Annotated in this window: 24 protein-coding genes and 1 pseudogene; 19 read left to right on the top strand and 6 right to left on the bottom strand. The window is 43.6% G+C overall.

Going from position 1 to position 26,821, the window contains the following annotated elements; all coding sequences use genetic code 11:
• Window positions 1-202 precede the first annotated feature (202 nt).
• The 4 genes and pseudogenes from nrdD to PG915_RS23225 all read left to right on the top strand — a co-directional run bounded on the left by nrdD (window position 203) and on the right by PG915_RS23225 (window position 4,972).
• A complete protein-coding gene (nrdD, locus tag PG915_RS23240; protein WP_353499331.1) occupies window positions 203-2,323 on the top strand; it encodes an anaerobic ribonucleoside-triphosphate reductase in 2,121 nt (706 codons plus the stop codon).
• 38 nt (window positions 2,324-2,361) lie between these two features.
• Window positions 2,362-2,832, top strand: coding sequence for an anaerobic ribonucleoside-triphosphate reductase-activating protein (gene nrdG / locus PG915_RS23235; RefSeq protein WP_353499330.1), 471 nt, complete (start codon window positions 2,362-2,364; stop codon window positions 2,830-2,832).
• A 228-nt stretch (window positions 2,833-3,060) separates the two neighbouring features.
• A pseudogene (locus PG915_RS23230) lies at window positions 3,061-4,247 on the top strand (aromatic amino acid transaminase).
• Between the two features lie 41 nt (window positions 4,248-4,288).
• Window positions 4,289-4,972 carry an ATP-dependent zinc protease gene (locus PG915_RS23225; RefSeq protein ID WP_353499329.1) on the top strand — a complete coding sequence of 228 codons (684 nt, stop codon included), beginning with the start codon at window positions 4,289-4,291 and terminating at the stop codon, window positions 4,970-4,972.
• Between the two features lie 75 nt (window positions 4,973-5,047).
• Here PG915_RS23225 and PG915_RS23220 read toward each other — a convergent pair whose 3' ends face one another.
• Window positions 5,048-5,584 (bottom strand): hypothetical protein, encoded by a 537-nt coding sequence (locus PG915_RS23220; RefSeq protein WP_353499328.1) that lies wholly within the window; start codon window positions 5,582-5,584, stop codon window positions 5,048-5,050.
• A 239-nt stretch (window positions 5,585-5,823) separates the two neighbouring features.
• On the opposite strand from PG915_RS23220, the gene PG915_RS23215 reads away from it, so the two are divergent.
• Genes PG915_RS23215 through modC form a run of 4 tightly spaced genes read left to right on the top strand, consistent with a single transcriptional unit; the run spans window position 5,824 to window position 9,907 of the window.
• Complete coding sequence (locus PG915_RS23215; protein ID WP_353499327.1) at window positions 5,824-7,311, top strand: cobyric acid synthase; 1,488 nt, start codon at window positions 5,824-5,826, stop codon at window positions 7,309-7,311.
• Between the two features lie 16 nt (window positions 7,312-7,327).
• Window positions 7,328-8,104, top strand: a complete 777-nt coding sequence (gene modA, locus PG915_RS23210; RefSeq protein ID WP_353499326.1) for a molybdate ABC transporter substrate-binding protein — start codon at window positions 7,328-7,330, stop codon at window positions 8,102-8,104.
• 1 nt (window position 8,105) lies between these two features.
• Window positions 8,106-8,798, top strand: coding sequence for a molybdate ABC transporter permease subunit (gene modB, locus PG915_RS23205; RefSeq protein ID WP_353499325.1), 693 nt, complete (start codon window positions 8,106-8,108; stop codon window positions 8,796-8,798).
• Window positions 8,795-9,907 (top strand): molybdenum ABC transporter ATP-binding protein ModC, encoded by a 1,113-nt coding sequence (gene modC / locus PG915_RS23200; RefSeq protein ID WP_353499324.1) that lies wholly within the window; start codon window positions 8,795-8,797, stop codon window positions 9,905-9,907. The genes modB and modC overlap by 4 nt, the downstream gene beginning before the upstream one ends.
• A 43-nt stretch (window positions 9,908-9,950) precedes the next feature.
• Here the strand turns inward: modC and PG915_RS23195 are convergent, their stop codons facing one another.
• Window positions 9,951-10,388: a DUF3069 domain-containing protein gene (locus PG915_RS23195; protein WP_353499323.1), complete on the bottom strand. Its 438-nt coding sequence runs from the start codon at window positions 10,386-10,388 to the stop codon at window positions 9,951-9,953.
• A gap of 214 nt (window positions 10,389-10,602) precedes the next feature.
• Between PG915_RS23195 and PG915_RS23190 the strand changes: the two genes are divergently transcribed.
• Window positions 10,603-11,586: a GGDEF domain-containing protein gene (locus tag PG915_RS23190; RefSeq protein WP_353499322.1), complete on the top strand. Its 984-nt coding sequence runs from the start codon at window positions 10,603-10,605 to the stop codon at window positions 11,584-11,586.
• A 205-nt stretch (window positions 11,587-11,791) separates the two neighbouring features.
• Window positions 11,792-12,748 (top strand): Solitary outer membrane autotransporter beta-barrel domain, encoded by a 957-nt coding sequence (locus PG915_RS23185; protein ID WP_353499321.1) that lies wholly within the window; start codon window positions 11,792-11,794, stop codon window positions 12,746-12,748.
• A 24-nt stretch (window positions 12,749-12,772) separates the two neighbouring features.
• Here PG915_RS23185 and PG915_RS23180 read toward each other — a convergent pair whose 3' ends face one another.
• A complete protein-coding gene (locus PG915_RS23180) occupies window positions 12,773-14,011 on the bottom strand; it encodes a GGDEF domain-containing protein (protein WP_353499320.1) in 1,239 nt (412 codons plus the stop codon).
• Between the two features lie 308 nt (window positions 14,012-14,319).
• Between PG915_RS23180 and PG915_RS23175 the strand changes: the two genes are divergently transcribed.
• From PG915_RS23175 to PG915_RS23140, 8 genes are all read left to right on the top strand, one after another.
• Window positions 14,320-14,595: an HlyU family transcriptional regulator gene (locus PG915_RS23175; protein ID WP_353499319.1), complete on the top strand. Its 276-nt coding sequence runs from the start codon at window positions 14,320-14,322 to the stop codon at window positions 14,593-14,595.
• A gap of 412 nt (window positions 14,596-15,007) precedes the next feature.
• Window positions 15,008-16,546, top strand: a complete 1,539-nt coding sequence (locus PG915_RS23170) for a Re/Si-specific NAD(P)(+) transhydrogenase subunit alpha (protein WP_353499318.1) — start codon at window positions 15,008-15,010, stop codon at window positions 16,544-16,546.
• Window positions 16,547-16,555: 9 nt separating this feature from the next.
• A complete protein-coding gene (gene pntB, locus PG915_RS23165) occupies window positions 16,556-17,959 on the top strand; it encodes a Re/Si-specific NAD(P)(+) transhydrogenase subunit beta (RefSeq protein WP_353499317.1) in 1,404 nt (467 codons plus the stop codon).
• A gap of 236 nt (window positions 17,960-18,195) precedes the next feature.
• Window positions 18,196-19,590 carry a sensor histidine kinase VxrA gene (gene vxrA / locus PG915_RS23160; protein WP_353500199.1) on the top strand — a complete coding sequence of 465 codons (1,395 nt, stop codon included), beginning with the start codon at window positions 18,196-18,198 and terminating at the stop codon, window positions 19,588-19,590.
• The gene (gene vxrB, locus PG915_RS23155) at window positions 19,565-20,224 is read left to right on the top strand and encodes a response regulator transcription factor VxrB (protein WP_353499316.1); all 660 of its coding nucleotides are present in this window, start codon (window positions 19,565-19,567) and stop codon (window positions 20,222-20,224) included. Before vxrA ends, vxrB begins: the two co-directional genes overlap by 26 nt.
• A complete protein-coding gene (locus PG915_RS23150; RefSeq protein ID WP_353499315.1) occupies window positions 20,224-21,102 on the top strand; it encodes a DUF2861 family protein in 879 nt (292 codons plus the stop codon). Before vxrB ends, PG915_RS23150 begins: the two co-directional genes overlap by 1 nt.
• Before the next feature lie 93 nt (window positions 21,103-21,195).
• Window positions 21,196-22,341, top strand: coding sequence for a conjugal transfer protein TraF (locus tag PG915_RS23145; protein WP_353499314.1), 1,146 nt, complete (start codon window positions 21,196-21,198; stop codon window positions 22,339-22,341).
• Window positions 22,342-22,417: 76 nt separating this feature from the next.
• On the top strand, window positions 22,418-22,573 hold the full coding sequence (locus PG915_RS23140; RefSeq protein ID WP_353499313.1) for a YoaH family protein: 156 nt from the start codon (window positions 22,418-22,420) through the stop codon (window positions 22,571-22,573).
• A 1,452-nt stretch (window positions 22,574-24,025) separates the two neighbouring features.
• Here the strand turns inward: PG915_RS23140 and yciH are convergent.
• Both yciH and PG915_RS23130 read right to left on the bottom strand, forming a co-directional pair.
• The gene (gene yciH, locus PG915_RS23135) at window positions 24,026-24,337 is read right to left on the bottom strand and encodes a stress response translation initiation inhibitor YciH (protein WP_353499312.1); all 312 of its coding nucleotides are present in this window, start codon (window positions 24,335-24,337) and stop codon (window positions 24,026-24,028) included.
• Between the two features lies 1 nt (window position 24,338).
• Window positions 24,339-24,707 carry a DUF3319 domain-containing protein gene (locus PG915_RS23130; RefSeq protein ID WP_042495946.1) on the bottom strand — a complete coding sequence of 123 codons (369 nt, stop codon included), beginning with the start codon at window positions 24,705-24,707 and terminating at the stop codon, window positions 24,339-24,341.
• Window positions 24,708-25,148: 441 nt separating this feature from the next.
• On the opposite strand from PG915_RS23130, the gene PG915_RS23125 reads away from it, so the two are divergent.
• Window positions 25,149-25,757, top strand: a complete 609-nt coding sequence (locus PG915_RS23125) for a tyrosine-type recombinase/integrase (RefSeq protein ID WP_353499311.1) — start codon at window positions 25,149-25,151, stop codon at window positions 25,755-25,757.
• Here the strand turns inward: PG915_RS23125 and PG915_RS23120 are convergent.
• Window positions 25,754-26,749 carry a D-alanine--D-alanine ligase gene (locus PG915_RS23120; RefSeq protein WP_353499310.1) on the bottom strand — a complete coding sequence of 332 codons (996 nt, stop codon included), beginning with the start codon at window positions 26,747-26,749 and terminating at the stop codon, window positions 25,754-25,756. The genes PG915_RS23125 and PG915_RS23120 overlap by 4 nt on opposite strands.
• Window positions 26,750-26,821: the final 72 nt, after the last annotated feature.

Genomic DNA, 26,821 nt, shown 5'->3' with positions numbered 1-26,821 from the left:
GAAATTACACGGTATGAGATCCAGTTCATTTAGATCGAATTCTTCTTGTTCACTACCCAGTTTTTATTGATCTAAATCAATACTTTCAGTTGGTGCTTCTCGTTAAATACACCACAATATATTGTGTCAGAAGAAAAAGTAACAACCCTATATAGTGTGTTTGTGGATAAGTCTGTGAGTATGCTAGGGGTAAGGAGAAAGGGTGAAAACAATCGTAATCAAGAGAGATGGCTCTCGTGCTCCGTTTACAAAGGATCGTATTGAAGCTGCTGTGGTAAGTGCGGCGGAACATGCAGATAAGGAACTCGAAATCTATGCTAAAAATGTAGCGTTAGCGGTCGAGCTCAAGCTGCAGGATTGCGAACATGTGGATATTCAGGAAATCCAAACTCTCGTAGAGAACGAGTTGATGCAAGGTCCATACAAAGGGCTAGCACGTTCTTACATCGAGTATCGTCATGACCGTGATATTTCACGCGAAAAGAAAAGCGCTCTGACTAAAGAGATCGAAGGCCTTATTGAAGAGAGCAATGCCGATCTTCTTAATGAGAACGCTAACAAAGACGGTAAAGTGATTCCAACCCAACGTGACCTGCTGGCTGGCATCGTTGCTAAGCACTATGCGAAAACTCGCATCTTGCCACGCGATGTGGTTCAGGCACACGATGAGGGTGATATTCACTATCACGATCTAGATTACGCACCTTTCTTCCCTATGTTTAACTGTATGCTTATCGATTTAAAAGGCATGCTGACGCATGGCTTTAAGATGGGTAATGCAGAAATTGATACACCGAAATCAATTTCAACTGCGACAGCGGTAACGGCACAAATCATTGCGCAGGTAGCCAGCCATATTTATGGTGGTACTACGATCAACCGCATTGATGAAGTACTCGCGCCTTATGTAAAAGCAAGCTACGACAAACATTTTGAAATCGCGAAAGACTGGGATATTCATCAACCAGAAGCGTTCGCTCAATCACGTACTGAGAAAGAGTGTTATGACGCATTCCAATCTCTTGAGTACGAAGTAAACACACTTCATACCGCGAATGGTCAAACTCCTTTTGTTACCTTTGGCTTTGGTCTAGGTACGAGCTGGGAATCGAAGTTGATCCAAACTTCGATCCTTAAGAACCGTATCGCTGGCCTTGGTAAAAACGCAAAAACAGCGGTGTTCCCGAAACTGGTATTCGCAATTAAAGATGGATTGAACCACAAGTCAGAGGATCCAAACTACGATGTTAAGCAGTTGGCTTTGGAGTGTGCATCTAAGCGAATGTATCCAGACATCTTAAACTACGACAAAGTGGTTGAAGTAACAGGCTCGTTCAAAACTCCGATGGGTTGCCGCAGCTTCCTGAATACTTACGAAGAGAATGGCGAACTGCAACATGAAGGTCGTAACAACCTAGGTGTTGTGAGCTTGAACTTGCCACGTATCGCAATCAAAGCGAAGGGCAGCGTTGATAAGTTCTATGAGCTATTGAATGACCGTTTGTTACTGGCTCGTAAGGCACTAGAAACACGCATTAGTCGTCTAGAAAAAGTTAAAGCGCGCGTTGCACCTATTCTATATATGGAAGGTGCTTGTGGCGTTCGATTGAAAGCGGATGATTCCATTGCACCAATCTTCAAAAATGGTCGTGCGTCTATCTCTCTAGGTTACATTGGTATCCACGAGACGATGACTGCACTTTTTGGTACAGAAACTCACATGTACGATGATAATCAAATGCGCGATATGGCGCTGGATATCATCAAACATATGAAAGAAGTTGTGAACAAGTGGGCTGAAGAAACAGGTTACGCATTTAGCCTATACGGCACACCTAGTGAAAACCTATGTAGCCGCTTCTGCCAAATTGATACTAAAGAATTTGGTGTGATTGAAGGCGTAACAGACAAAGGTTACTACACCAACAGCTTCCACCTAGATGTGCAGAAAAAGGTAAACCCGTACGACAAGATCGATTTCGAGATGCCGTATCCAGAAATTTCGTCAGGTGGCTTTATCTGCTATGGCGAGTTCCCGAATATGCAGCGTAACATCGAAGCGCTAGAGAACGTGTGGGATTACAGTTACAGCCGAGTGCCATATTACGGTACAAACACACCAATTGATGAGTGTTATGAATGTGGCTACATGGGTGAGTTTGACTGTACAAGTAAGGGCTTTACGTGTCCTAAATGTGGTAACCATGACTCTACCCGCGTGTCAGTAACACGCCGTGTGTGTGGCTATCTAGGTAGCCCGGATGCTCGTCCTTTTAACTTCGGTAAACAAGAAGAAGTTAAACGCCGCGTTAAGCACCTGTAATCGTTAAACAAAGAAGTCAGTAAAGAGAGTCACAACCCATGAATTATCACCAGTATCATCCAATCGACGTGGTCAATGGACCTGGTACGCGTTGTACTCTCTTTGTTTCTGGTTGTGTGCATCAATGCCGTGGTTGTTATAATCAGTCGACTCTGTCATTGCATTCTGGTCATTTGTTTACCCAAGAGCTTGAAGACCAAATCATAGCGGACTTAAACGACAGTCGAATTAGAAAGCGCGGTCTGTCGTTATCTGGGGGAGATCCACTTCATCCTGCGAATGTGAGCGCTGTACTTAAACTGGTGGAGCGTGTACGAGCAGAGTGTGAAGGAAAGGATATTTGGCTTTGGACTGGGTATGTGCTTACAGACCTGAGTACAGAACAAAAGCAAGTGGTTGATCTTATTGATGTGCTGGTGGACGGCAAATTCGAGAAAGATCTCGCCGATCCAGAGTTAGAATGGCGCGGAAGTGCAAACCAGGTTATACACCGATTTACAAATGTGTAACATTGATTATGCAAAAAAAAGGAGCTTCGGCTCCTTTTTTAATGCCGCAGAGCACTTAATTTCATTGGAACTGATGATCTTTTATGCAACATATGGAGAGGAGTTAATCTGGTTTACAGTTAGGTTTACAGAATGAATCGCCCTCACCAATAACAAAACTATTTCAATATTTTTAATCTAATGATAACGTGAAGGCCATTGCTTGAATTTCAAAGGGTTGTGACTTTCATGTTCTCTCAGTTACCCGAGCCAGTGCTCGATCCTATTCTTTCTCTTTCCGTAGCTTACCGAAATGATCCTCGTACCGACAAAGTCGATCTTGGCATTGGTGTATATAGAAATAGCGACGGTCAAACTCCAATCATGAAGGCTATTGCCGAAGCTCAGCGCATTGTGACTTCAGAGCAACAGACTAAAGCCTACGTTGGGCTTGCCGGATGTGAAGAATTTAACCAAAGCATCGCGAAAGTGGTTTTTGGTGAAACACCTATTTACGACCGTATGTCGGTCATTCAAACCCCTGGTGCAAGTGGTGGCTTGCGTATGCTGGGTGACCTAATGAATGTAGCTGCCCCAGGTACAACAGTATGGTTATCAAACCCAAGCTATGTAAACCATAAGCCTGTTATGGAAGCTGCTGGCTTGCAGGTTAAGTTTTATCGCTACTTCGATGTAGTAACAAAGCAAGTGGATCGAGATGCGATGCTGACCGATCTTAGTCAAGCAGGTCAGGGCGATGTAGTATTGCTGCATGGTTGTTGCCATAATCCAACAGGCGCGGACATTGCGCTAGACGACTGGAAAGCGATCACCGAGCTTAGCGTTAAAAACGGTTTTGTTCCTTTTGTCGATGTTGCTTACCAAGGTTTTGGTGATGGGCTAGAGCAAGATGCATTGGGTCTTCGTCACATGGCAGAAAATGTGGAAGAGATGCTGTTGACTACGTCTTGTTCCAAAAACTTTGGCTTGTACCGTGAGCGTACAGGTGCAGCGATTGTCATTGGAAAAACGCAGCTGAAGCGAATAATGCTAAAGGTAAGCTGCTAACGCTTGCGCGTTCAACATACACCATGCCACCTGACCACGGTGCGGCGCTGGTTAAAACGATTCTAAAAGATGACCATTTAACTACTATGTGGACAACAGAGCTTTCTGAGATGCAACAACGACTTGTATCTTTGCGTGATGGCTTATGTAAAGCAGTGAAGCAAACTGGCTCATCGACTGATTTTGACTTCATCATGTCTCACAAAGGCATGTTTACTGTGCTAGGATTTACAGCAGAGCAAATGCAACGATTGCGCACGGACTATGCTATTTATGGTGTTGACGATGGACGTATTAACATCGCTGGACTTTCTGAGTCTCAATTGCCATATGTTGCCGATGCATTAGCCGCTGTTAGTCAAAAATAAAGACGATAATAGAAACTACTAAAAATAATAAAGGTGAATGAATGAAACCTTGGAAAGCGATATTGCCATTAATGTTATCTGGTGGCTTGGTTGCGTGTTCGACAACACCGACACAAACTCCGCCACCGGTTGAGCCACCGGCAGCAGAAGCGACGCCAGAAGCACCAAAAGCTGAACCGGTTGAGCCAGAAGTAAAACCGGAAGAGAAGGTGACTGAAGCGAAACCGGAAAAGCCGGAGGAGCCAGTAAAAGAAACCAAACCAGCGGAGAAGCCAAAGCCAGCTCCAGTTAAGAGTGACGACGGCAAGTTAATCCTAGGTGAGCAAGAATATGTTCGCCTTATGGATATGAAAGTGACGACAAAGGCACGTGTCGATACTGGTGCGACAACCTCTTCGCTTAGCGCCATTGATATTGTCCCATTTGAGCGTGATGGTAAAGATTGGGTTAAATTTAAAGTGAAGCACGATGGTGTGGAATCTAAAGAAGTATCGATGCCAGTTGACCGTTGGGTAAAAGTAAAGCAGTCAAGCTCAGAAGAGAGTGATAAGCGCCCAGTCATCGTTTCGGTGATTAAAATTGGTGACATGACTAGCAAGACGGAATTTACTCTTGCTGATAGAACCCACCTAAAATACCCAGTATTATTAGGTAGAAGTTTCTTTAGAGATGTGGCAATTGTAGACGTAAGCCGTAAATACGTTCAGCCAAAACCAACCAAATAAAACAAAAGGGCTTTCCATATTTGGAAAGCCCTTTTTAATTCTTCGCAGCGTGGTGAATAGATAATACAGTAGAGTTTAGAAGCCAAACTCTACGGACATCTGTACTTGAGGACCGTAAATACCGCTATCTTTGATGTCTGCACCTAGTGATAGTGCGTCAGTAGAGTGGAAACGCGCGCCCACACTCCAAATAAACACGGTATCATCACGGCGATTTAGCATACCGACTTGACCTACACCTTCAACATTCTGAAGAAGCCAAACGCGTGAACCGATATTGAACTCAGACATAAATTCGCTATCAAATTTTTCGTCGTCCTTGGTTTTCACATTGTGCACCAAAAGTTGACCGAAAACATCGGCGAATTGACCAATGGGGCCGTTAAAGCCTAAACCACCGGCAACATCCCAGTCACCTTCAAAGCGACTGTCTGCACGAGCAATAATATGCGTATTTTCCGTAAAGAAGGTCGTAAACTCAGCTCCTACTGTACCTGGGTTAGCACCTAAGCGGACTTCGAAAGAGTTATAGTTAAAATTGTTCGCTTGAACCAGCGTAGGGGCGGCAACTGCCAATGTTAACAGCGCAGCTCGACTTGCTTTACCTAGCATGAGGACTCCATGATAAAAAGATATCGATATAATCTCGAATTTTGAATTGACTAAGTATATAAAAAAACTAATTGCAAAATACAGACCATTTTAACGATATCGAGAGCTTGTAGGCATAATTGACGAAGCTTTAGTCAATTGGGTGTCGAATAATTCGTTAAGTTTCAATGTGAAGCGTTGGTCGTGATGAGTAAAAAAGGTAAACTAATCGGACTATTGATTAAGGAAATTTGCACGATATGCGCCGCACTTCACAAGCACTTATGGTTCAAGGCACGACATCCGATGCGGGTAAAAGTGTATTAGTGGCAGGGTTATGCCGCGTTCTAGCACGCCAAGGGATAATGGTTGCCCCATTTAAACCACAAAATATGGCATTAAACAGTGCAGTTACTGAAGATGGCGGTGAAATTGGACGCGCTCAGGCGGTTCAAGCCCAAGCTGCGAATGTAGTGGCTACCGTTGATATGAATCCGGTGTTGATTAAGCCAAATTCTGATACCGGCGCGCAAATAATTATCCAAGGCAAAGCCCATGCGAATATGGACGCAGTGGGTTTTCATGATTACAAACGCTTTGCTATGCCTTATGTGCTTGACTCGTTTGAGAAGCTTAGTAGCCGTTTTGATTCCGTGGTTATTGAAGGCGCAGGTAGCCCAGCAGAGATTAACCTCAGAGCGAATGACATCGCCAATATGGGGTTCGCAGAAGAAGCAGATATCCCTGTTATTATCGTCGCAGACATAGACCGAGGTGGTGTTTTCGCCCATCTTTACGGCACCCTGGCCTTATTATCGGAATCTGAGCAGCAGCGCGTGAAGGGTTTTGTCATCAATCGTTTTCGTGGTGATATATCATTACTAGAACCCGGTTTAGATTGGCTAGAGGAAAAAACGGGTAAGCCCGTTATCGGTGTATTACCTTTTTTGCATGGCCTAAATATCGAAGCAGAAGACGCCATAGATGCCTCACATGATATTAAGTCCAGTACAAAGCTCAGTGTCGCAGTCCCTGTATTAACACGTATCAGCAATCACACCGACTTTGATGCACTTCGTCTGCATCCTGATATCGATTTTAGATATGTAGGTAAAGGTGAACGTTTAGATAACGCTGATTTGATTGTATTGCCTGGGACTAAATCTGTGCGCGATGATCTTGCTTATCTTCGAGAGCAGGGGTGGGATAAAGATATCTACAAGCATCTGCGTTTTGGCGGCAAAGTGATGGGGATATGCGGAGGTTATCAAATGCTTGGCAATACTATTGCAGATCCTAAAGGAATAGAAGGCTCCGCTGGAAGTAGTGATGGCTTGAACCTGCTTCAACTCGACACTGTATTGGAAAGTGAGAAGCAGCTTACCAACGTTAATGGAACCCTTACTCTTGAAAATCGCTCTGCACCATTCTCTGGCTATGAAATTCATGCAGGCCGATCAACTGTTGGCGACAAGCAGCCGGTTAGCTTTGATGATAAGCAGTTTGATGGAGCGGTCAGCAGTGACAATCAAGTGTTTGGCACCTACGTACATGGTTTCTTTGATTCTCCGGAAGTGACTCAGTTGGTCTGCCGCTGGGTGAACGGAGCGGATATTGAGTCGTTTGCGATCAACGATGAGAAAGAGTCGGCCATCGATAGAATCGCGGATGCGATTGAACAGCATCTAGACCTTGTAAAACTGTGGCCTGATCTTGAATTATCAGGGAAAAAAGATAAAGAGTTCTGAAGAGGAAACGCCGTTAATGCGAACTGTAATTACTCTCCTTTTAGTTACGCTGTCACATATTGCAATGGTTCAACCTGCAATGGCTAAACCACTCACCGTATTTGCTGCAAGCTCTATGACCAATGCAGTCAATGAACTCGCTCAAACGTTTGAACATAAGTATGGCATTGAAGTAAGGGCAGTGTACGCGGGCTCATCTTCATTGGCGAGACAGATTCAAAGAGAGGCGCCCGCGGATGTGTTCATTTCTGCCAACGCGCGCTGGGTTGATTATCTCGTCTCCCAAAAGGTGATCAGCTCAGATGATATTCAACATATCGCCAGAAATAAGTTGGTTCTAATCACTAGCAAATCAAAGGGTGAAGTAAGGTCATTTGATATTTCAAACCAAAGTGATTGGCAGCGGTACCTTAATGATGACCGAATAGCAATCGGACAAGTTAACGCAGTACCAGCGGGTATTTACGCGAAACAGGCATTGGAATCGTTAAAGCTGTGGTCAACTGTGCGTAGTCAATTAGCGCCGGTGAACAATGTAAGGCAGGTTCTGGCACTCGTGGATAGGAAAGAGGCACCTTTAGGTATCGTATACAGTTCGGATTTAATGGCTAGTGACGGTGTCACTAAACTGGCTGAATTTCCGGCTTCGAGTCACGATGCTATCGACTATCCTTTAGTGACACTCAACCATGACATGCAGACCAAGCAGTTTGCTGAGTTTGTCGCTTCAGAACAAGGGCAAACCATATTAAGACAACATGGATTTATCACAGATAAGGAAGCAAAACTTTAATATGCTGACTGACTATGAAGTTGAAGCGATACAGCTCAGTGTGAAGGTGGCCGGTGTCGCCATTCTCTGGTTGATTCCAATTGGCGTATTTTTCGCGTGGCTACTAAGCAAAAAGCAGTTCATTGGTAAAAGTGTTTTAGACAGCGTGATTCATTTGCCCTTAGTTCTGCCGCCGGTTGTCGTGGGTTATTTGCTTTTGGTTTCCATGGGAAAGCAAGGGGTCATAGGCCAGTTTATTTATCAGCTAACTGGCGTTAGTTTTAGTTTTAGCTGGCGAGGTGCAGTATTAGCCTGCATTATCGTTGCGCTGCCCTTGATGGTTCGTTCCATTCGCTTGTCGATGGATAGTGTCGATCACAAGCTAGAACAGGCCGCTAGAACGCTAGGCGCATCGCCGAGAAAGGTGTTTTTCACCATCACGCTACCGCTTGTTATTCCGGGTATTATTAGCGGTACCATGCTGTCGTTCGCTCGAAGCCTTGGTGAGTTTGGCGCAACGATCAGTTTTGTATCGAATATTCCCGGTGAAACCCAAACGATCCCTTTAGCCATGTACAGTTTTTTAGAAACCCCGGGCGCTGAAGACGCAGCGATGAGACTGTGTATCATCTCTATTGTGATATCGCTAGCGTCACTCTATTTCTCTGAATCGCTTAACCGGTGGGTGGCACGCCGCTTAGGAGTGACACAATGACAAGGTTAGATATCGATGTAACCAAAAAATTTGGTGAGCAAGCATTCCATCTAAAAGCTTCATTGCCTTCGAGTGGTATCAGTGCCATCTTTGGGCGCTCTGGCGCGGGTAAGACCACGTTAATAAACCTTATTAGTGGGTTAGTCCAACCAGATTCAGGGCATATTCACTTTAATGGTCGAACGATATTTGATTCCAGCCAGGGGATTGATCTCGCGATAGAAAAGCGAGAAATAGGCTATGTATTCCAAGACGCACGTTTATTTCCTCATTTGTCTGTAGAGCGCAATTTGCGTTACGGGGTCACTAAAAATGATGCAGGGCATTTTAATGAAATTGTAGAGCTGCTTGCTATTGAGCCGCTTTTGAATCGCTATCCAAGTTCGTTGTCTGGAGGGGAGAAACAGCGAGTTGCTATCGGACGCGCACTACTGAGCAAGCCTAAGGTATTGCTCATGGATGAACCATTAGCGTCACTTGATAATCCGAGAAAACGCGAGTTAATGCCTTTTCTAGAAGCATTGTCGAGTCGTGTTGATATCCCGATTCTATACGTGACACATAGCCTTAATGAGATTTTGCGACTGGCACAGCACCTGGTTATTATTGATGAGGGTTGCATTGTCGAATCCGGTTTGATTGAGCATGTGTGGGGTACGAAAATCATGCAATCGTGGCAATCGTTTTCTGACAAAAGCGCACTATTTAAAGGTGAGGTGGTCGCTCAAAATGATACGTATGGCCTGACGAAAGTGGCGTTAACGAACGATCACTACTTATGGGTGCAGCGAACGGAAGCGGCCGTCGGTGAAACAGTGCGATTGCGAGTTAGAGCTAACGACGTTTCAATTGCACTAAGCCGAGCGATAAATACGTCCATTCGAAATATTTTACCTTGTACCATTAAAACAATTGCTCAGGGCGGAAAAGGAACCCCAAGACAAAGTGTTGAAGTGGTATTGTCTTTAGGAGGTCGCTGTGAACTTGTTGCGACGGTTACCCAGTGGGCAGTGGATGACCTGCAATTGAACGTAGGCCAATCGGTGTACGCTCAAATTAAAGGTGTGAGTGTCGCGCAAAAAGACGTCGCGCTTGAACCCCACCTATAAAAAAAGCCACGTGACAATGTGGCTTTTTGATCTTCTATAGCGATTACTTCACGAATACTTCTTTGAAGTCACGCTTTAGAATCGCGTCACGACGCGCTTTCTTGATTTGCTTAACCATGTCTTTGATGCAGTTTTGCAGTACTTTATCAAGAAGCTCAGCTTTGTAAGATTCTTTATCTTCGTCGCTCATATCTGCTGGAAGTTCCATTGTTGTAAACTCTTCAAGAGCGCTTACACCAGCGAAAGCTTGGCTAACCGAGATCAACGCGTGGAACTGTTCAAAGTTGTCTAGGATGTTTTGAGCACTGGCTGGCAGTGAATCCCATGCTTCACGAACTGCTTCTTCAGTCACTTCGTGAATCGATACTACCATGTTGTAAAGCTCTTCTGGCACCTCGTCAAATAGGATAACCTGCTTTAGCTCAGCGGATATCGTTTCTAGGTCTACGATTGGGGTTTCAGTATTTTGTGTGTCAGACATGCAGCTTTCTCTGTATAACGTTTATCGATAATCCTGCGATTACCTTCCTAAAAGACAATAATAATCCAACTCATTAGATAATGCCCAGCCAAAACTTCGTTTTCGGCCTAAACAAGCTGTTATTATTGCGATTTTTGTGGGACTGTTTGAATATTGTCCTAATATGTGGTTTATATTAACAATACATCGGCGTAATACAAAGACAAGGATGCTTATGATGTCCATAGAATCTTCGATGAAAATACTCCTCGTTGATGACGCTCAGTTGGAAAGAATGCAGTTGCAGATACGCCTCAAACAACTGGGGCATGAGGTTGAGGTTGCAGCGAGTGGGCGAGAGGCTCTCGCGCTTTATCCGACGTTTGACCCTGAGTTGGTGCTCCTAGATATCTCAATGCCTGAAATGGACGGGTTTGAAGTCGCCTCAGAGATACGTCTACGCTACAAAGCCGATTGGATCCCTATCATTTTCCTAAGTAGTCACGATGAGCCGGAAATGATCGCTAAAGCGATCGATGCGGGTGGTGACGATTATCTTGTAAAACCCGTCAACAAGATTGTGTTGCAATCAAAATTGATTGCTATGCAGCGTATTGCTCACATGAGACGTGAGTTAAAACAAGCCAGTTCTCAGTTGGAAGAAGCGAACCGAGCGCTTCAGCATCAAGCAAATGAAGATGGCCTAACCAAACTGTTTAATCGCCGTTATATGGATCAAAAATTGACCGAGCTGATCCAGTGGCACGGCCGACATCAAATGCCGCTTTCTGTGATTCTAATGGATGTCGATCATTTCAAAGCGTTCAACGATAACTACGGACATACCGAAGGCGACCAGTGTTTAATTAACATTGCTCAGTTTTTAGACGTCATGTTCATCCGTTCTGGTGAGTATGTAGGGCGTTATGGTGGGGAGGAGTTCGTTATATTGCTCAGTCGAAGTGATATAGCCGAAGCAGAAGAAAATGCAGCACGAGTAAAAGACGGGATAGTATCGTTGAACATTCCACACGAGTACTCTCAAACTGCAGATAGAGTGACGCTGTCACTTGGTGTTTATAGTGCTATCCCAACAGGGACTGAATCCATTAATGAGCTGTATGAAAGAGCCGACAAGCTGCTCTATCAAGCGAAACGAAGTGGTCGTAATCGCTACGTATTGCAGCTAGAGAGCGATATCATTAGTACGACTTCATAATATCTCTTATCCTATCAATGGTTGTTAAAACAACGACTAAGCACTTATTCAAAGTGATTGGTTAAGACGAATTTTAGCTACCGTCATGACAAAGCGTTACTTTATCGGGTGATGCTTTTGCTATTCTTAGCCTTAGGCTCGATTCAAGTAAGTAAATTAATAAGCCAGTTAGTCAGGTTTTTAGTGGTTCATTTATGAGGTTGTTTTGTTAAAAGTCTCTCAAAGCTTTGTGGCTGCAGCGATAATTTGTCACTTTTCAGCTCAGGCTGACCCGGAGTTTAGGGACATCTTCGAAGAGGACTTTGCTGCCGCAATTATTCTTACGGACAGTGAAGCTTTGACGCTCGGGTTTAAAGACTTTGATCCCAATACCGTATTTAATATCGACAACGAAAATATTGGTTCCCAAGACGCACTCGACAAGCGCAAGAATATTGCTGTATCAGCATTGCCTCTTACTTTCGATCTTTCCGATGATAAGATGTTCCAACAACGTGCTGTCATACGCTTTTCTGCGCTTAGGATTGAAGATCAAATTATAGATGGGCCAGATAGCCACAGAAAATATGTCCTCGGTGTCTTTAGTGGTTATGAGCAAGAAATCAACTTTACACCAAACTGGACATTTGAAACTGGCGTCGGTATCCATCTTCAATACCTCAATAGTAATTACGATTTTCAATCCCCATTTTCCAAGTTGTTTCAGCCTTTTATTGATGGAAAGCTTGTGAATACAACGGCTTGGTCGACATCGATTCAACCAAAAGTCGGATTCAATTACACCAAAGATAAAGACTGGGGTGAGGTGAAATTTAGATCTAACTTTAACTACTTTTCTGGTTATGGTTGGGGACAAGCAAATGATGGAGATGTTGGCACGCCGGAAGGATGGTATTGGTCAAATGAAGCGAAGCTCTTTTATGATGTGACTGACTGGGGTCGCTCGATTCAAACGGTTTATACCAGTATACGAAGAGTCGATATCGGCGGTGACACAATAGGGATATTAGGCTCGAGTCATTACTATGAAGGGACGGTGGGTTGGTTGCTAACGCCGCCATTTCACATTCCGATGGTCGACAATGTTGGAATTGGACTCAGCGTCAATTACGGTAGTGACTTGAAAGGGGGCAGTATAGTACTGTTCTTTAACCAGGAGTAACGTCTTTGATTGAGAACAATGTGGTTATCGCGCGCACTGTACTTGGTTTCGGCCTTTCTCTTTAGCGCTGTAAAGCGCTTTATCCGCCTTTTTAAGCACGTCTTCAGGTTTGCGAGTCGTCTTGCTGTCGGCTGCACCAATACTAACAGTGACACTCACCGTTGACTGATCATTTTTAGTTCCGCGCTTTTTCACGCCTTGTTTTGTATTGGCAGGGCGCTTGGTCTCGTCTCGAATAACCATCTGATAGTCTTGAATTTGCTCACGCAGTTCATCCAAGTAGGGTTTACTATCTTTTGCAGTTTTACCTTTGAACAAGATAGTGAACTCCTCACCACCATAACGGTATACTTTTGCATTACCACCAACACCAGTCATGCGTGATGCGACCAGTTTAAGTACGTCATCACCAGTATCGTGGCCGTAAGTATCATTGAATGATTTAAAGTGATCAACATCGAGCATAGCGATGGTGAACTTTCTTCCCAAATGCTTCATGTCCATTTCGAGTGCGCGTCGGCCTGGTATGTTTGTCAATCGATCGTTGAACGCCATTTGATGACTAGCGGAAATGACGTAAATAATGATCAATACACCTGATAACGAAAATAGCGTGCTCGAAATGTAAGGGATATGAAAGAAGATGAACGTGCCGCCTGCCATAAATATTGAGGCAAAGACTGCAGCGTCAATAGGGCGGTTGTAGTTAAGCAGAAATATACCAGTCGCCCCGACTATCGCTACAGTAAAAAGCACTAAAACCAATGGTAGCCGTGAGATTTGAGGAAACGCCATCAGCAAGTCACTTTCAAACCCTAGAAATCCACCGCCAGCAAAATGAGACAGTATTAGTGCGGTCCAGCCAACGAAGCTCATAATCGTAACACCAAAGATCGCCATGCCGCGGCTAATTACACCAGTGTCAGAAAACAGATAAACGAGACAGCAAGAAACTGGGAGCAACAAACTCAACAATGACAACTCGAGTAATGTAGTGCCAGAACTTAGTGGACTTTGCAGACGAACTTGCACGACTAAGTAAGCAAGTAGCATTGATAGAGCCACCATTGCCATTCGAGACTGCTTAAAAGTGTGGCTAAGCGCGATTGCCGTAGCAAACAAGATATAAGGGAGGTTGGTGACGAAGCCGGAGTTAGCTTGAGTAGCGTCAATGATGTGATTTACACCAGCCAATACACCAATCATCATCAACACGGGCATGAAGAGACGAAATAGGTTTGAACTGGTAAAAGAGGTCGCCATTAAATAAGAACTCAGGTACTTCAATAGAGATTATTATACAGTGCTTTAGCATACGGTAATTTAATGTTTTGCCAAGTATTTTGTCATTTAGAAGTCCAAAACCTGATCCTTTCCCGCAATGTTTATAAAAATACGGTTTGCAATTAAATGTTTAGAAATTTCATGTCATTAGAAACCATAGAATCGCTGCGGGAATAATCAATTCAATTCGGCATTAGCTCGACAACTTTGCGAGATTCAAGTTGACCCTAAAATGGAAAATAGCGAACATGAGCTTTTATAAGATAACTTGCCGTTAAGGAAAGCCTGTGGGACTGTTTTCAAAATTGTTTGGTGGCGGTAAATCGCCAGAGCCAAAGCAAGTCGAACCTGTTGAGTACAAAGGGTTCCTCATTTACCAAGAAGCCATTGCAGAAAATGGCCAATATCGTATTGCTGGTCGAATCACTAAGACATTTGACGACGAAGTCAAAGAACACAGATTCATTCGCTCTGATGTACTCGGAACCGAGGGTGACGCCAATGAACTCATGCTTAAGAAAGCGCAAATGTTCATAGACCAAATGGGTGAGAAGATTTTCTAACCCTATTTTTGATGCATTTTTGTTCTGGAAAGACCAGTTTCAGTTGATTGATTTAATTGACGTTGGTCATCTGTTTGCAGCAAATATTGTCATAATATGACCTACTTACACGAAAATTTCCCAAGTATAGGTAATATTGCACTGGTATGACCTCTAATATGGGGTTTTCGTGTGGTTTTTTTACTAGATTGGTTTGTTTAAAAGTCATTACTTTCCGTTATATGTAATGAAATTATGTCTTTTAGTTACAAATAGCTTGATGTTACGAACCCAGTTGGTTAAAAAAGAACAATACTTCTGCCAATAGTTAAGGAATGGCTATGCAAATTGGCGTGCCAAAATGCTCCAAGCACCCCTTTGACTTCTGTTTGGTAAGAAAAGTATTCACAAGTTGATACACAAGGAGTCAGTTTTGTTGATAGGTGTGCCAAGAGAAACCCTCGCGGGAGAAACGCGAGTCGCTGCAACGCCGAAATCGGTCGAGCAGCTGTTAAAGCTGGGATTTGATGTCTCAGTGGAATCGCAAGCGGGTGTGCTTGCAAGCTTCGACGACGCAGCTTATGAAGCTGCTGGAGCAACGATTATCTCATCACAAGAAGTTTGGCAGTCAGACTTAGTTCTGAAAGTAAATGCGCCAAATGATGAAGAGATTGAATCACTTAAAGAAGGCGCGAGCCTGATTAGTTTTGTTTGGCCAGCACAAAATCCAGAGTTAATGGAAAAGCTCTCTAGCAAAAACATTAACGTTATGGCTATGGATGCGGTACCGCGTATTTCTCGTGCTCAAGCTCTTGATGCACTAAGTTCTATGGCGAACATTGCAGGTTATCGTGCCGTTGTTGAAGCAGCACACGAGTTTGGCCGATTCTTCACAGGTCAAATTACTGCGGCAGGCAAAGTACCACCTGCTAAAGTCTTCGTAGCCGGTGCCGGTGTGGCGGGTCTTGCAGCAATCGGTGCTGCAGGTAGCTTAGGTGCGATTGTTCGCTCGTTTGACGTTCGACCAGAAGTAAAAGAGCAAGTTGAGTCAATGGGCGCTGAGTTCCTAGAAGTTGACTACCAAGAAAATACGGGCTCTGGCGATGGTTACGCCAAAGAGATGTCTGATGACTTCAATAAAAAAGCTGCCGAGCTTTATATGGAGCAAGCTAAAGACGTCGATATCATCATCACAACGGCACTTATTCCTGGCCGTCCAGCTCCAAAACTTGTCACTAAAGAAATGGTTGACGCCATGAAGCCGGGTAGCGTTATCGTTGACCTCGCTGCAGCCAACGGCGGTAACTGTGAATACACGGTCGCAGATCAAGTGATTACTACTGACAACGGTGTAAAAGTGATCGGTTACACCGACATGGTTGGTCGTCTACCTACTCAGTCTTCTCAGCTTTACGCGACAAACCTTGTTAACCTTCTAAAACTGCTCTGCAAAGAAAAAGATGGCAACATCGACATCAACTTTGAAGATGTCGTTCTTCGTGGTGTTACTGTCGTGAAAGAAGGCGAGGTCACATGGCCTGCGCCACCTATTCAAGTTTCAGCACAACCTGAAGCGCCAAAAGCGCAAGCACCAAAACCAGCTGAAAAAGTAGAAGAGCCGACTTCTCCAGTTAAAAAACTGGCTGGACTTGTGGCGGCACTAGGTGTATTTGGTTGGATTGCATCCGTTGCACCTGCAGCATTCCTATCTCACTTTACGGTATTTGTACTGGCTTGTGTTGTCGGTTACTACGTTGTATGGAACGTAACTCACGCTCTACATACACCGCTGATGTCAGTTACAAATGCGATCTCGGGCATTATCGTAGTTGGTGCACTGCTACAGATAGGTCAAGGCAATGGCGTTGTCTCTTTCTTGGCGTTCATCGCTGTATTGATTGCCAGTATCAACATTTTCGGTGGTTTCACCGTCACCAAGCGCATGCTTGAAATGTTCCGTAAAGATAAATAAGGAGTCACAATGTCTGCAGGATTAGTACAAGCAGCCTACATTGTAGCTGCACTATTTTTTATCATGAGTTTGGCGGGACTGTCTAAGCAAGAGTCAGCTCGCAACGGTAACTACTACGGTATCGCGGGTATGACGATCGCACTGATTGCGACGATCTTTAGCCCAGATGCGCAAGGCTTCGCATGGATCATTGTTGCAATGGTTATCGGTGCTGCGATTGGTATTTTCTACGCTAAGAAAGTAGAAATGACTGAAATGCCAGAACTGGTTGCGATTCTTCACAGCTTTGTGGGTTTGGCAGCAGTGCTTGTTGGTTACAACAGCTATATCGATCCACCTGCAATTCCAAATGTAGAAACATTGGCAGCAGCTGAAGTTCACGCTCACCACGTTATTCACCTAGTAGAAGTGTTCTTAGGTGTGTTCATCGGTGCAGTGACCTTTACTGGTTCTATTGTTGCTTTCGGAAAACTACGCGGTGTAATTTCATCGTCGCCACTGAATATCCCTCATAAGCACAAGTGGAATCTCGCAGCTGTCGTTGTTTCAACACTGCTAATGATCTACTTCGTGAAAGCTGATGGCAGCATGTTCGCGTTATTAGTGATGACGGCGATTGCTCTTGTGTTTGGTTACCACTTGGTTGCGTCTATCGGTGGTGCTGATATGCCAGTTGTGGTTTCAATGCTGAACTCATACTCTGGTTGGGCGGCGGCGGCGGCAGGTTTCATGTTGTCGAACGACCTTCTAATTGTAACAGGTGCATTGGTAGGCTCATCAGGTGCCATTCTTTCTTACATCATGTGTAAAGCGATGAACCGCTCATTCGTCAGTGTTATTGCTGGCGGCTTTGGTCAAGAAATCGTCATTTCTAGTGATGAAGAGCAAGGCGAACACCGCGAGACAACAGCTGAAGAAGTGGCAGAGATGCTGAAAAACAGTAAGTCTGTCATCATTACCCCTGGATACGGCATGGCGGTTGCGCAAGCTCAGTACCCAGTCCATGAGATTACTGAAAAGCTTCGTGCACAAGGTATTGAAGTTCGCTTCGGTATTCACCCAGTAGCGGGTCGTCTACCAGGTCACATGAACGTACTACTAGCAGAAGCAAAAGTACCTTATGACATCGTGCTTGAAATGGACGAGCTCAATGATGACTTTGGCGAAACTGATACTGTTCTTGTTATCGGTGCGAACGATACGGTCAACCCGGCGGCACTTGAGGATCCAAACAGCCCAATTGCTGGTATGCCAGTACTTGAAGTTTGGAACGCGCAAAACGTTATTGTATTTAAACGTTCGATGAACACCGGTTATGCAGGCGTTCAAAACCCACTGTTCTTCAAAGAAAACACGTCGATGCTATTTGGCGATGCGAAAGACAGTGTCGATGCGATTTCAAAAGCGCTTTAAGACGATATAAGTCAATTCAAGCTCTTAACTCTCAAAAGCCAGCGATTGCTGGCTTTTTTTGTACACATTTACATCAACAAACAGTGAATTAACAAAATAATTGCGTGCACTTAGCTTTCTTCTTGCCGATAATGTGTAAAAATCCATGCCAACAAACGATCTACAAGACGCGTCTTTTGAAGAACTTACTTTACACCTTATTGCTGTCACTGCCTCTGAGTTATTCCCATACGGTAATGGCTGAGTCTTTGCCTGAACGAATCGATAAGTTCGTAGAGTTTTTCGATTATGAACAAGCGACCGCTTCATACGATGTTCGAGTCATTCAAGCTGATTACCCGACGCAGCTACTTACGCCGGTGTCTATGTTACCGCAAACGACGAAGTATCCTCTGAAAGAAATACAGCAGTTATATCGTTTAGCAGAAAACTGTAGCGGCACTTTGCCACTAAGCCCATTGATTACGGAGCCTTTAGTATACACTCGGGCTATGTGTGGCGGACGTCAGCTTTCGACTAAATGGTTTGCTCGAAGTGGTTTGATTCACCCCGGGGGAGGTACTTATGCGGCGCGGTATATCATCAAGTATCCGGATAAAAAAGACGTGCTGCAAAAGTACATGCATATTAAGGAGCGTGAACTTGCACCGCCAGGCTCTCTGTTAGGGCGCTTACAAATTATGGATGAAGCAACGGTGATCTCTCTAATTCGTGGCTCATCTATGTTTGTCGAGAACTCAGAACTTTGGCTAAGGCGAGGGGATAGTTACTATTTGTTTGACTCGGCAATGTGGCGCGAGAATGCCAAGCAAGCTGGATTGAACTTTAAATTAGCTTCACAGACAAATACTTGTTTTGTACAACGAGGCAACTTGTGTTGGGAAGTAGAAGATCATTCTGATGTACTAAGAATCAGTATGATCGTACTGATCATTGCCAATATCTTGCTGGTCATCGGTTGGTCGATATATCGTTGGAACTCTAAACGACAAGAGATGAAAAGTCGTATGTTGGTTCTGCAAATATTGACTCATGAGTTACGTACTCCAATCGCGAGTCTATCTTTAACTGTTGAAGGTTTTCGTCGAGAATTTGAGCACTTACCAGAAACTGTATATGATGAGTTTCGACGTCTTTGTGAAGATACTCGCCGACTGCGACAATTGGCGGAGGCCAGTAAAGACTATTTGCAGTCCGATAATAAGCCGTTAGCGACTGAATGGCTGCCTTCTGTACAGGATTGGCTAAGCTATAAAGCAGAAGAAGAGTTTGAAGCTGACGTAAAATTGACTATTAATCAAGATGTAGCCGCTAAGATTAACATCTATTGGCTTGGAACCTGCATCGATAACTTGATTCGCAACGCAATTAAATATGGTGTTGCACCTGTGAGCGTCAATGTCGTGACGTCATCGAACTCACTCAAAATTGAAGTGATAGACAACGGACAGTTAACAGCTAAGGACTGGCGAGAGCTTCGTAAGCCATTTGTAAGTAAGGCCGGATTAGGGCTAGGACTTACAATAGTAGAATCCATGGTTGGCCGAATGGGCGGTAAAATGTCCCTAGTTGGCCCACCAACAACTTTTATATTGGAGATACCTTGTGAAACAGACACTGCTACTTGTTGAAGACGACAAGAATCTAGCTGATGGCCTATTGGTAAGTTTGGAACTAGCGGGTTACAACGTCCTGCACGCCGAGCTTATTTCTCAGGTCGAACAGTATTGGGAACAAGCAGACTTGGTAATTCTCGACAGACAGCTTCCTGATGGTGATTCGGTACAGCACCTAGCTGGTTGGAAGCAAACCAAAGATGTTCCAGTTATTTTGCTCACTGCATTAGTGACCGTGAAAGATAAAGTAACCGGTCTTGATGCGGGTGCAAACGACTACCTCACAAAACCATTCGCTGAAGCAGAGCTTTTTGCACGTATTCGTGCTCAGCTTCGTGCTCCAGAAGCGGATGCTGAAGATGCCTCTAAAGTAGTGACAGATAGCCTTGTTATCGACAAAGCTACTCGTGAAGTAAATTACAAAGGTGATCTTATTACGCTGACCCGTACTGAGTTCGATTTGCTGTTGTTCTTAGCTAGCAACTTAGGTCGTGTGTTTACTCGTGATGAACTGCTTGATCACGTATGGGGTTACAATCACTTCCCAACGACTCGTACTGTTGATACACACGTACTTCAGCTTCGTCAAAAACTTCCAGGATTGGAAATTGAAACACTTCGCGGTGTTGGCTACAAAATGAAGGGCTAATGGTTAACGCACGTAAACTTGCAATCATAGCGTTACTGTCGGCATCAACATCTGTTGGTGCCGATTGGTTTGAGGGAACCTCAACCATTTCTCAAGCGCATAAGCATTTGCTCAATAATGATCTGGAATCTATGTTTCAATCGTTAGTTGAAGAGTGGCAACAGCAGCCAAGTAAAAGCATAAGATCGCATATCAATAAGCTGTTTCTGCAATCACTCAGTGTAGATTGCGGTAAAGGCTATTCATCGCAGCCATTACCTGATTGGGTTGAAAATGTTGTAGTGAAGCAGCAAACAATTCAAAGTCCAGGTCGGGATACTTATTTATCAACGATTGAACTGGACTCAAATAAAGTAGTTTCGGAAATCAGCCTTAAGCGTTGGGTTGATAAACGAGTATCTAACGACAGTGAGTTCTATGTTACTGGAAGTAGTGACGGCGTCACCGATGAGACCACTTACGGTATTCGCTATAACTTAGCATCGCCACTAGAAGTCGGTTTATATCGTCTAGATGTTTCACTAGTTAACGGTGAGAGTTGGAGCCAATGGCTAATATTGACTAATCAAGCGTTAAAACAAACGGTTAGATGGGCATCAAAAGACAAGTGGCAGGTAGAAAAGAACGCGCTTCTCAACCCATATTGCCCGTTGCCAAAACTTGAAGTCGGACTATTTGATTACATCGATGGCAAATATACTCAGGTCTGGGGACAGGAATACGAATCAGATTATCCAACCACACTTGATACGAAAGGTATTGCACCAGATCGATATGTGTTAGCAGTTTCTATGAAGCAAAGTCGCTGGCAAGGCCCAATTCGATTTGAACGCGCGCAGATCATAAACAAGACATTTGATGTATCTGCTGACGAGTAACACATTTTCACTAATTTCCTAGCATACACGCTAAAGAATTTATAATTGACGCCGTTAATACCTACACAAAGGATTAACGGCGTTATTTTTTATATGAAGACCAAACTAAAAACCCTCGCTTTTCTCGTTACTACAGCAACGGCATCAAACCAACTCGTAGCGTCGACACTTTCGATCGATGCCAGAGGAGATGCAATGGGGGGCACTGGCGTTGTGTCGGCTTCATATTTAACCGCTCCTTTCTACAATCCAGCTCTAACGGCCATTTACCGCCGTAATGACGACGCAGGTATGTTGGTACCAAGTTTAGGGATCAGCTACGATGATCAAGACCAATTACTCGACAAAGTCGATGATGCATTCAGTGCTGCGGATCGAAATGACGCGGCAGCAACGCAAGCAGCGTTACAAGCGTTAGATGGTACGCAAGCTAAAGTTGATTTTGGAGGGGCTGTTGCATTTGGTCTTCCAAATCGATTTATTGCAGCGAATATATTTGGAAAAGCTTACATCGAAAATGTGGCAACGCCGGATATTGCACCAGATTTGGGTGACCCTGTAACACAGGCGCAGAATACTGCGATTAAAACTGCATCTGTTGCGGTAACAGAAGTTGGGTTATCGTTAGCTAAATACCAAACCTTGTTTGGCCAACACTTCTCATTTGGTATCTCACCAAAACTGCAACGGATCTACACCTACACTAGTGTGAATTCACTACAAGATTTTAAGTTTGACAATATTCGTGAGGATTCTACGGGTGAAACTGCGTTTAACTTAGATGCAGGTGCTCTGTGGTTTCATGGCCCTTTTAGAGCGGGCATATCAGGGAGAAACCTGTTTTCAAGAAATATAGACACTAAAAGTGGTTTCGTTACTGTAGGTGGACGCGATGTTGCCTATGGCTATCAATATCAATTACAGCCGCTCTACACAGTAGGCGCTGGCTTTATTGCAGACTATTTCCAGCTATCTATCGACTACGATCTGAACAAAGAAAAAAAATTCACCCAATTTGATGACGACGTGCAAATGTTCCGTGCTGGTATTGAGGTCGATTTAGTTCGTCAAATACAGTTAAGGGGAGGGTATCACAAAAACCTCGCCCGAGATTCTGAAGGAACATTAACCGCGGGTATCGGACTAAGTCCACTTAACCTATTTGAACTTTCCGTTGCGGCAAGCTATACATCTCCAAAAGCGATGGGTGCATCGGTCAACTTCCTAGCAACCTACTAATCTAAATGACTTGCGCTTAACCTGAATTCGTCTATAGTCCTCCAATCACAAATGTCCGTTGTAACTGGAGGACTATATGTTTGATGACTTACCAACCTTAAGCCATGAACAACAACAAGCGGCTGTCGAAAAAATTCAAGAGCTCATGAAGCAGGGCATTAGTACTGCCCAAGCTATCAAGATAGTAGCGGAAGAAATTCGTGAAGATATGAGCAATAAAGAAGACAAATAGTCGCGATTAGCATAATCAGCCCACCAAAAGGTGGGTTTTTTTGTGCCCGGAATCCACCTATATAAAAATCCAATAAGTCATCTTTCGCGGCGACGCAACATTGTTTCTAACATATAAATTCCATACACACCCCGTTAAAACAATAACTTACTATAGCATAAAACACTATCGTGACAATCTTGGGATTGCAGTTGTGTAATTTAATTACAGGCCGATTTTCTTTAGTGTAAACCACTAGAGTTTTATGCTGCTTTTAACGCGGGACTTTCAGAGACAGTAGGTGTTTACAAACTTACTAGCTTTGAATGCGCACTTTCTTTTAGATCCGTTGGGCAACTATTGATTTTCTTGCCAGCACAAGGGCATATTGAATTAAAGCTCTTTGGTTACGCTGTAACTAATCTAATTGATGTCGCGTTGTTCGGTTTTTATTTCAGAGTCGATCAAGTGTTTTAGTTACGAAGGGTACGAAAATTCTAATCTGGAGTAGATTGAGTGATTACGTCATGCGCACTGATAGGTTCCACCATAACGCACTATAACTAATTATTTCTTGATGCTAACTATTGCTACGGCCACATATTGCTTTACTTGAGTTTTCTAAATTACATAACATCTAAGGTAAAGAACTAAACCCAATGAACTACTAGTAGCAGTTACGTTGTAACTATATTTTCTTTCGCGGACTTGCTACAAAAGCTGTATGTACGAATATCAAAATAAACGACAGATTTTCAGCTCACTGTTGAACCATGAGTGATAGGAACTAAAGGAATGATTGTTAATGACCAACAACAGTAGGTTTTGAACGGATAATTTGATAGCGGCAAAGATTTCGCCCATTAGTCACCGAATATGGCAAAGGAGGAATGTCGTGATACCAGTTGTAGGATGATTCATTAGTGGCATTATGATACGAAAGCGATCATCATTACGGCGGTTTCATGGATGGCCTGAGTTGCATGAACCTAGCTTTGAAGACCTTAAGTTGCCAGGTGATTTATTAGGGTTCTGACATGTTGAGTAGAGATATGCAAAATATCAGCAGCGTCGATTTGTCTTAAATGTTTTTCTCGCAAATCCGTCAGGACTTTGAATCGACTTATCTCGTGATCACTCATAGCAATTAGCATCAGTTAAGGGCCTCATAAGCCAACTATGATTAAAGCTTAGGAGGACATTTTAACTTTGGTAAATAGTGACATTACGACTTTGCGCCCACAACCTTAGTGCGTATTATGTATATTATGTTAAATAAAGTGTGAGGGAGCTTGATTTGTTTACCTTTCTCGCTCCTCTATCCCTCAAACATGTTCAATTTAACCATAACAGCGATTTACCATAAAATACCTAATAACCACATTATCTTAATCTGCGATTTAGATAATGTGGTTCTAGATACAGAAAAGCCAGCACCTGAATTATGCTGGCTTTTGCTTTATTCTGGTTTGATTAACCGCCAGCTAACTTTACTGTGTAGCCTTTCTTTTCAAGAGCGGCTTTAATCTTATCTCGGGCATCGCCTTGGATTTCGATAGCGCCATCTTTTACTGAGCCGCCACAGCCACAAACTTTTTTAAGTTCTGCTGCAAGTAATTTGAGCGGCGCATCATCTAGGTCTAAACCAGTGATGATCGAAACTCCTTTTCCTTTGCGGCCTTTAGTCTGTTTTTGGATTCGAACAATGCCATCGCCTTTGGGACGCTCTGGCTTTTGTTTTTCTTCTTTGATACGGCCTGTTTCCGTTGAGTATACGAGAGTCATATTATTTCTTTGCTAGTTCGGCTTTTTTCTTTGCAATTAGGTACGCTTCGATATGTCTTTGTATAGCAAGCTTACCACCTTTGATAAGTTTACCATTAAACATACAGTACCAGGCGTTGTTTTCACCCGTATCATTACGAATAGTAAACCCGTTGAAGTTTTCTTGAGCACCTTTCGCTGGGGCTTTTTCGGAACTTGCGGCTAATGTCGCTGGGTCAATGATCGACGCGGTGTCGCACCACCAGTCAATGCTCTTTTTTACAGCAGCAAGGTTACCCTGTAATTCGCGGTTTTTAATAGTGACTTTCCATGTTTGATTGGAAGAGCCGATAGATTTAAGGGTAAACCCTCGATAACTCGCTAGAGCCATAAAGACTTTTCTCTTGTATCGTTGTAGTAACACTGTCCACCTGACATGTTATCAGGTATTGTAAGTCAATCAATTAAGTTATAGTGCATTAGTATGAAAAAAGACATCCCACAAATAACAGAACCTGACGAAGCTAACAGATTTAAAGGATTGTTACGTTCTTCGATCAGCTATCAAGAGTTCGCTGACATGACTGCTAATTGTTACTCACGTAGTACAAATCTGGCTATGTCTAAAGATTGGCGCACTTTCAATGAGTTTTGTAACTTACATAGTCATCCTTCATTGCCAGCCTCCGAAGCAACCTTACTTGAATTTATCGAGTATACGAGACAAGAAAAAAAGTACAGTAGCGTCAGGCGTTACATTGTCACCATATCCGTCGTTCACTATCTGTTTGATTATAAAGACCCTACTCGTTCACGGCAGGTAGGATTGGTGATGAATCAATTGAAAATTGCTAGCTACACTAAAGTCAAACAAACCACCCCTTTTACTGCTGACCATTTGGCAAAGCTACATAGCCTCTTATCTTACAGTGATGAAAAGAAAGACATTCGTGATTTGGCTATCTACTTTCTATTGTACGAATGTGCACTAAAGCGCCGGGATCTAAAGTCCTTAGCAGCCGAGGATATCGCACAAGACGAAGATGGTTACACTGTAACATTTGATGACAGACAATATAGATTAAGTGAGTATGGGGGTGAGAGTATTCAGCGTTGGTTAGACTATGTTCCCTACTCTGTTCTGTTCAGAGCTATCGATAGACACGGTAATATCAGCGATTCGCCGCTCGATGACTCTTCAATACATCGGGTACTGAAGCGTGCAAGTCAGTTACTTGGTTTGGATGAAGCACTCAGTTTTTCTTCTCAATCAGGACGCGTTGGCGCGGTTCAGGCGTTGTCTCGCGAAGGTCTGAAAATCAGAGAAATACAAGAGTTTGGTCGATGGGCAAGTCCAGCGATGCCACTGCAATACAGTGGCAAAACGTCGCTGTCAGAAGAGCAAAAATCACTCTTCAAGACTAAGAAAGATCACGATTAATTAAAAGCAGATTCGATACAATCAGTTAAAAACTCAGAAAAAGGCACACCTGAATGCTCTACCATTTTTGGGAACATGGAAATCGGTGTCATTCCTGGAAATGTATTGACTTCATTTAGATAGATTTTGTTGTCTTCTGTAAGGAAAAAATCTATGCGTGACAAGTGCTTAAGCTTCATTCGAGTGAACACTTTGTGAGCCGACTCATGAATAATGACGCGTTGCTCGTCTGTTAAGTTGGTCGCTTCTACGGTAGTCGTCGAGTGGCTATCTGCACTGTACTTTTCATCATAGCTATAAAACGCACCATCTGGAGCTGTCACTTCGCCAGGCTGAGTAATAACCAGTTTGCCTTGATATTCATAGGCCGCTACTTCAAGTTCACGTGGTTTCACCGCTTGCTCTACGACAACTTGGTCTGAGTAACCGAATGCTGCGTCAATGGCATCGTTTAGCGCAGACTTCTCAGTTACACTGTAACAACCCACTGAAGACCCTTGCTTGGCCGCTTTAACGAACACTTTACCCCATTTATCAAACGCTTGGTTTGCTGCCTGGTGAGACTTTTCGTCATTTTCAGTGAGGAAAAGGTATGGTGTGTTAGGAATATCTAGGGTGTCGTACCATAACTTAGAAGTGATTTTATTGAAGCTGTTACTGCTTGCCTCTGGTCCACAACCTAGATACGGGATACCCGCCATTTCAAACAGTGATTGAATGTCACCTGTTTCTCCTGGGAATCCATGAATACAAGGAACGACATAGTCGATATTAAGTTTAAGATGTTCTCCCACCAATGCCTTTTGGTTGAGATCCAAAACAACGAGGTGACCATCGCTACACTTCCAACCTTCTTTGGTGATTTCAACTCTGGTGACATTGAACTTCGTGTTCAATTTGAGTTGGCTTTCTAGATAGTTCGCAGAGACGAGAGAGACTTCATGTTCAGCAGAGCCGCCGCCACATAGAAGCAGGATATTCAGTTTTGACATCTTAAGCTTGTCCTTAGATTGCTTTCAAAGAATCATAAACGATTGAACAGCAAGATTCAGTTCTAAATCTGT

Origin of the sequence: Vibrio sp. CB1-14 (assembly GCF_040412085.2) — a bacterium.
Classification (GTDB): Bacteria; Pseudomonadota; Gammaproteobacteria; order Enterobacterales; family Vibrionaceae; genus Vibrio; species Vibrio chaetopteri.
This window is presented reverse-complemented; position numbering and strand designations above follow the sequence as displayed.

Excerpts from the sequence above, each read along its gene's own strand:
- PG915_RS23225 (WP_353499329.1), top strand. The coding sequence starts at position 4,289 with ATGAAACCTTGGAAAGCGATATTGCCATTAATGTTATCTGGTGGCTTG.
- PG915_RS23190 (WP_353499322.1), top strand. The coding sequence starts at position 10,603 with ATGATGTCCATAGAATCTTCGATGAAAATACTCCTCGTTGATGACGCT.
- pntB (WP_353499317.1), top strand. The coding sequence starts at position 16,556 with ATGTCTGCAGGATTAGTACAAGCAGCCTACATTGTAGCTGCACTATTT.
- PG915_RS23180 (WP_353499320.1), bottom strand. The coding sequence starts at position 14,011 with ATGGCGACCTCTTTTACCAGTTCAAACCTATTTCGTCTCTTCATGCCC.
- nrdG (WP_353499330.1), top strand. The coding sequence starts at position 2,362 with ATGAATTATCACCAGTATCATCCAATCGACGTGGTCAATGGACCTGGT.
- vxrA (WP_353500199.1), top strand. The coding sequence starts at position 18,196 with ATGGCTGAGTCTTTGCCTGAACGAATCGATAAGTTCGTAGAGTTTTTC.
- PG915_RS23125 (WP_353499311.1), top strand. The coding sequence starts at position 25,149 with ATGAATCAATTGAAAATTGCTAGCTACACTAAAGTCAAACAAACCACC.
- PG915_RS23195 (WP_353499323.1), bottom strand. The coding sequence starts at position 10,388 with ATGTCTGACACACAAAATACTGAAACCCCAATCGTAGACCTAGAAACG.
- PG915_RS23220 (WP_353499328.1), bottom strand. The coding sequence starts at position 5,584 with ATGCTAGGTAAAGCAAGTCGAGCTGCGCTGTTAACATTGGCAGTTGCC.
- modB (WP_353499325.1), top strand. The coding sequence starts at position 8,106 with ATGCTGACTGACTATGAAGTTGAAGCGATACAGCTCAGTGTGAAGGTG.
- PG915_RS23145 (WP_353499314.1), top strand. The coding sequence starts at position 21,196 with ATGAAGACCAAACTAAAAACCCTCGCTTTTCTCGTTACTACAGCAACG.
- modC (WP_353499324.1), top strand. The coding sequence starts at position 8,795 with ATGACAAGGTTAGATATCGATGTAACCAAAAAATTTGGTGAGCAAGCA.
- PG915_RS23140 (WP_353499313.1), top strand. The coding sequence starts at position 22,418 with ATGTTTGATGACTTACCAACCTTAAGCCATGAACAACAACAAGCGGCT.
- yciH (WP_353499312.1), bottom strand. The coding sequence starts at position 24,337 with ATGACTCTCGTATACTCAACGGAAACAGGCCGTATCAAAGAAGAAAAA.
- modA (WP_353499326.1), top strand. The coding sequence starts at position 7,328 with ATGCGAACTGTAATTACTCTCCTTTTAGTTACGCTGTCACATATTGCA.
- PG915_RS23120 (WP_353499310.1), bottom strand. The coding sequence starts at position 26,749 with ATGTCAAAACTGAATATCCTGCTTCTATGTGGCGGCGGCTCTGCTGAA.
- PG915_RS23150 (WP_353499315.1), top strand. The coding sequence starts at position 20,224 with ATGGTTAACGCACGTAAACTTGCAATCATAGCGTTACTGTCGGCATCA.
- PG915_RS23130 (WP_042495946.1), bottom strand. The coding sequence starts at position 24,707 with ATGGCTCTAGCGAGTTATCGAGGGTTTACCCTTAAATCTATCGGCTCT.
- PG915_RS23215 (WP_353499327.1), top strand. The coding sequence starts at position 5,824 with ATGCGCCGCACTTCACAAGCACTTATGGTTCAAGGCACGACATCCGAT.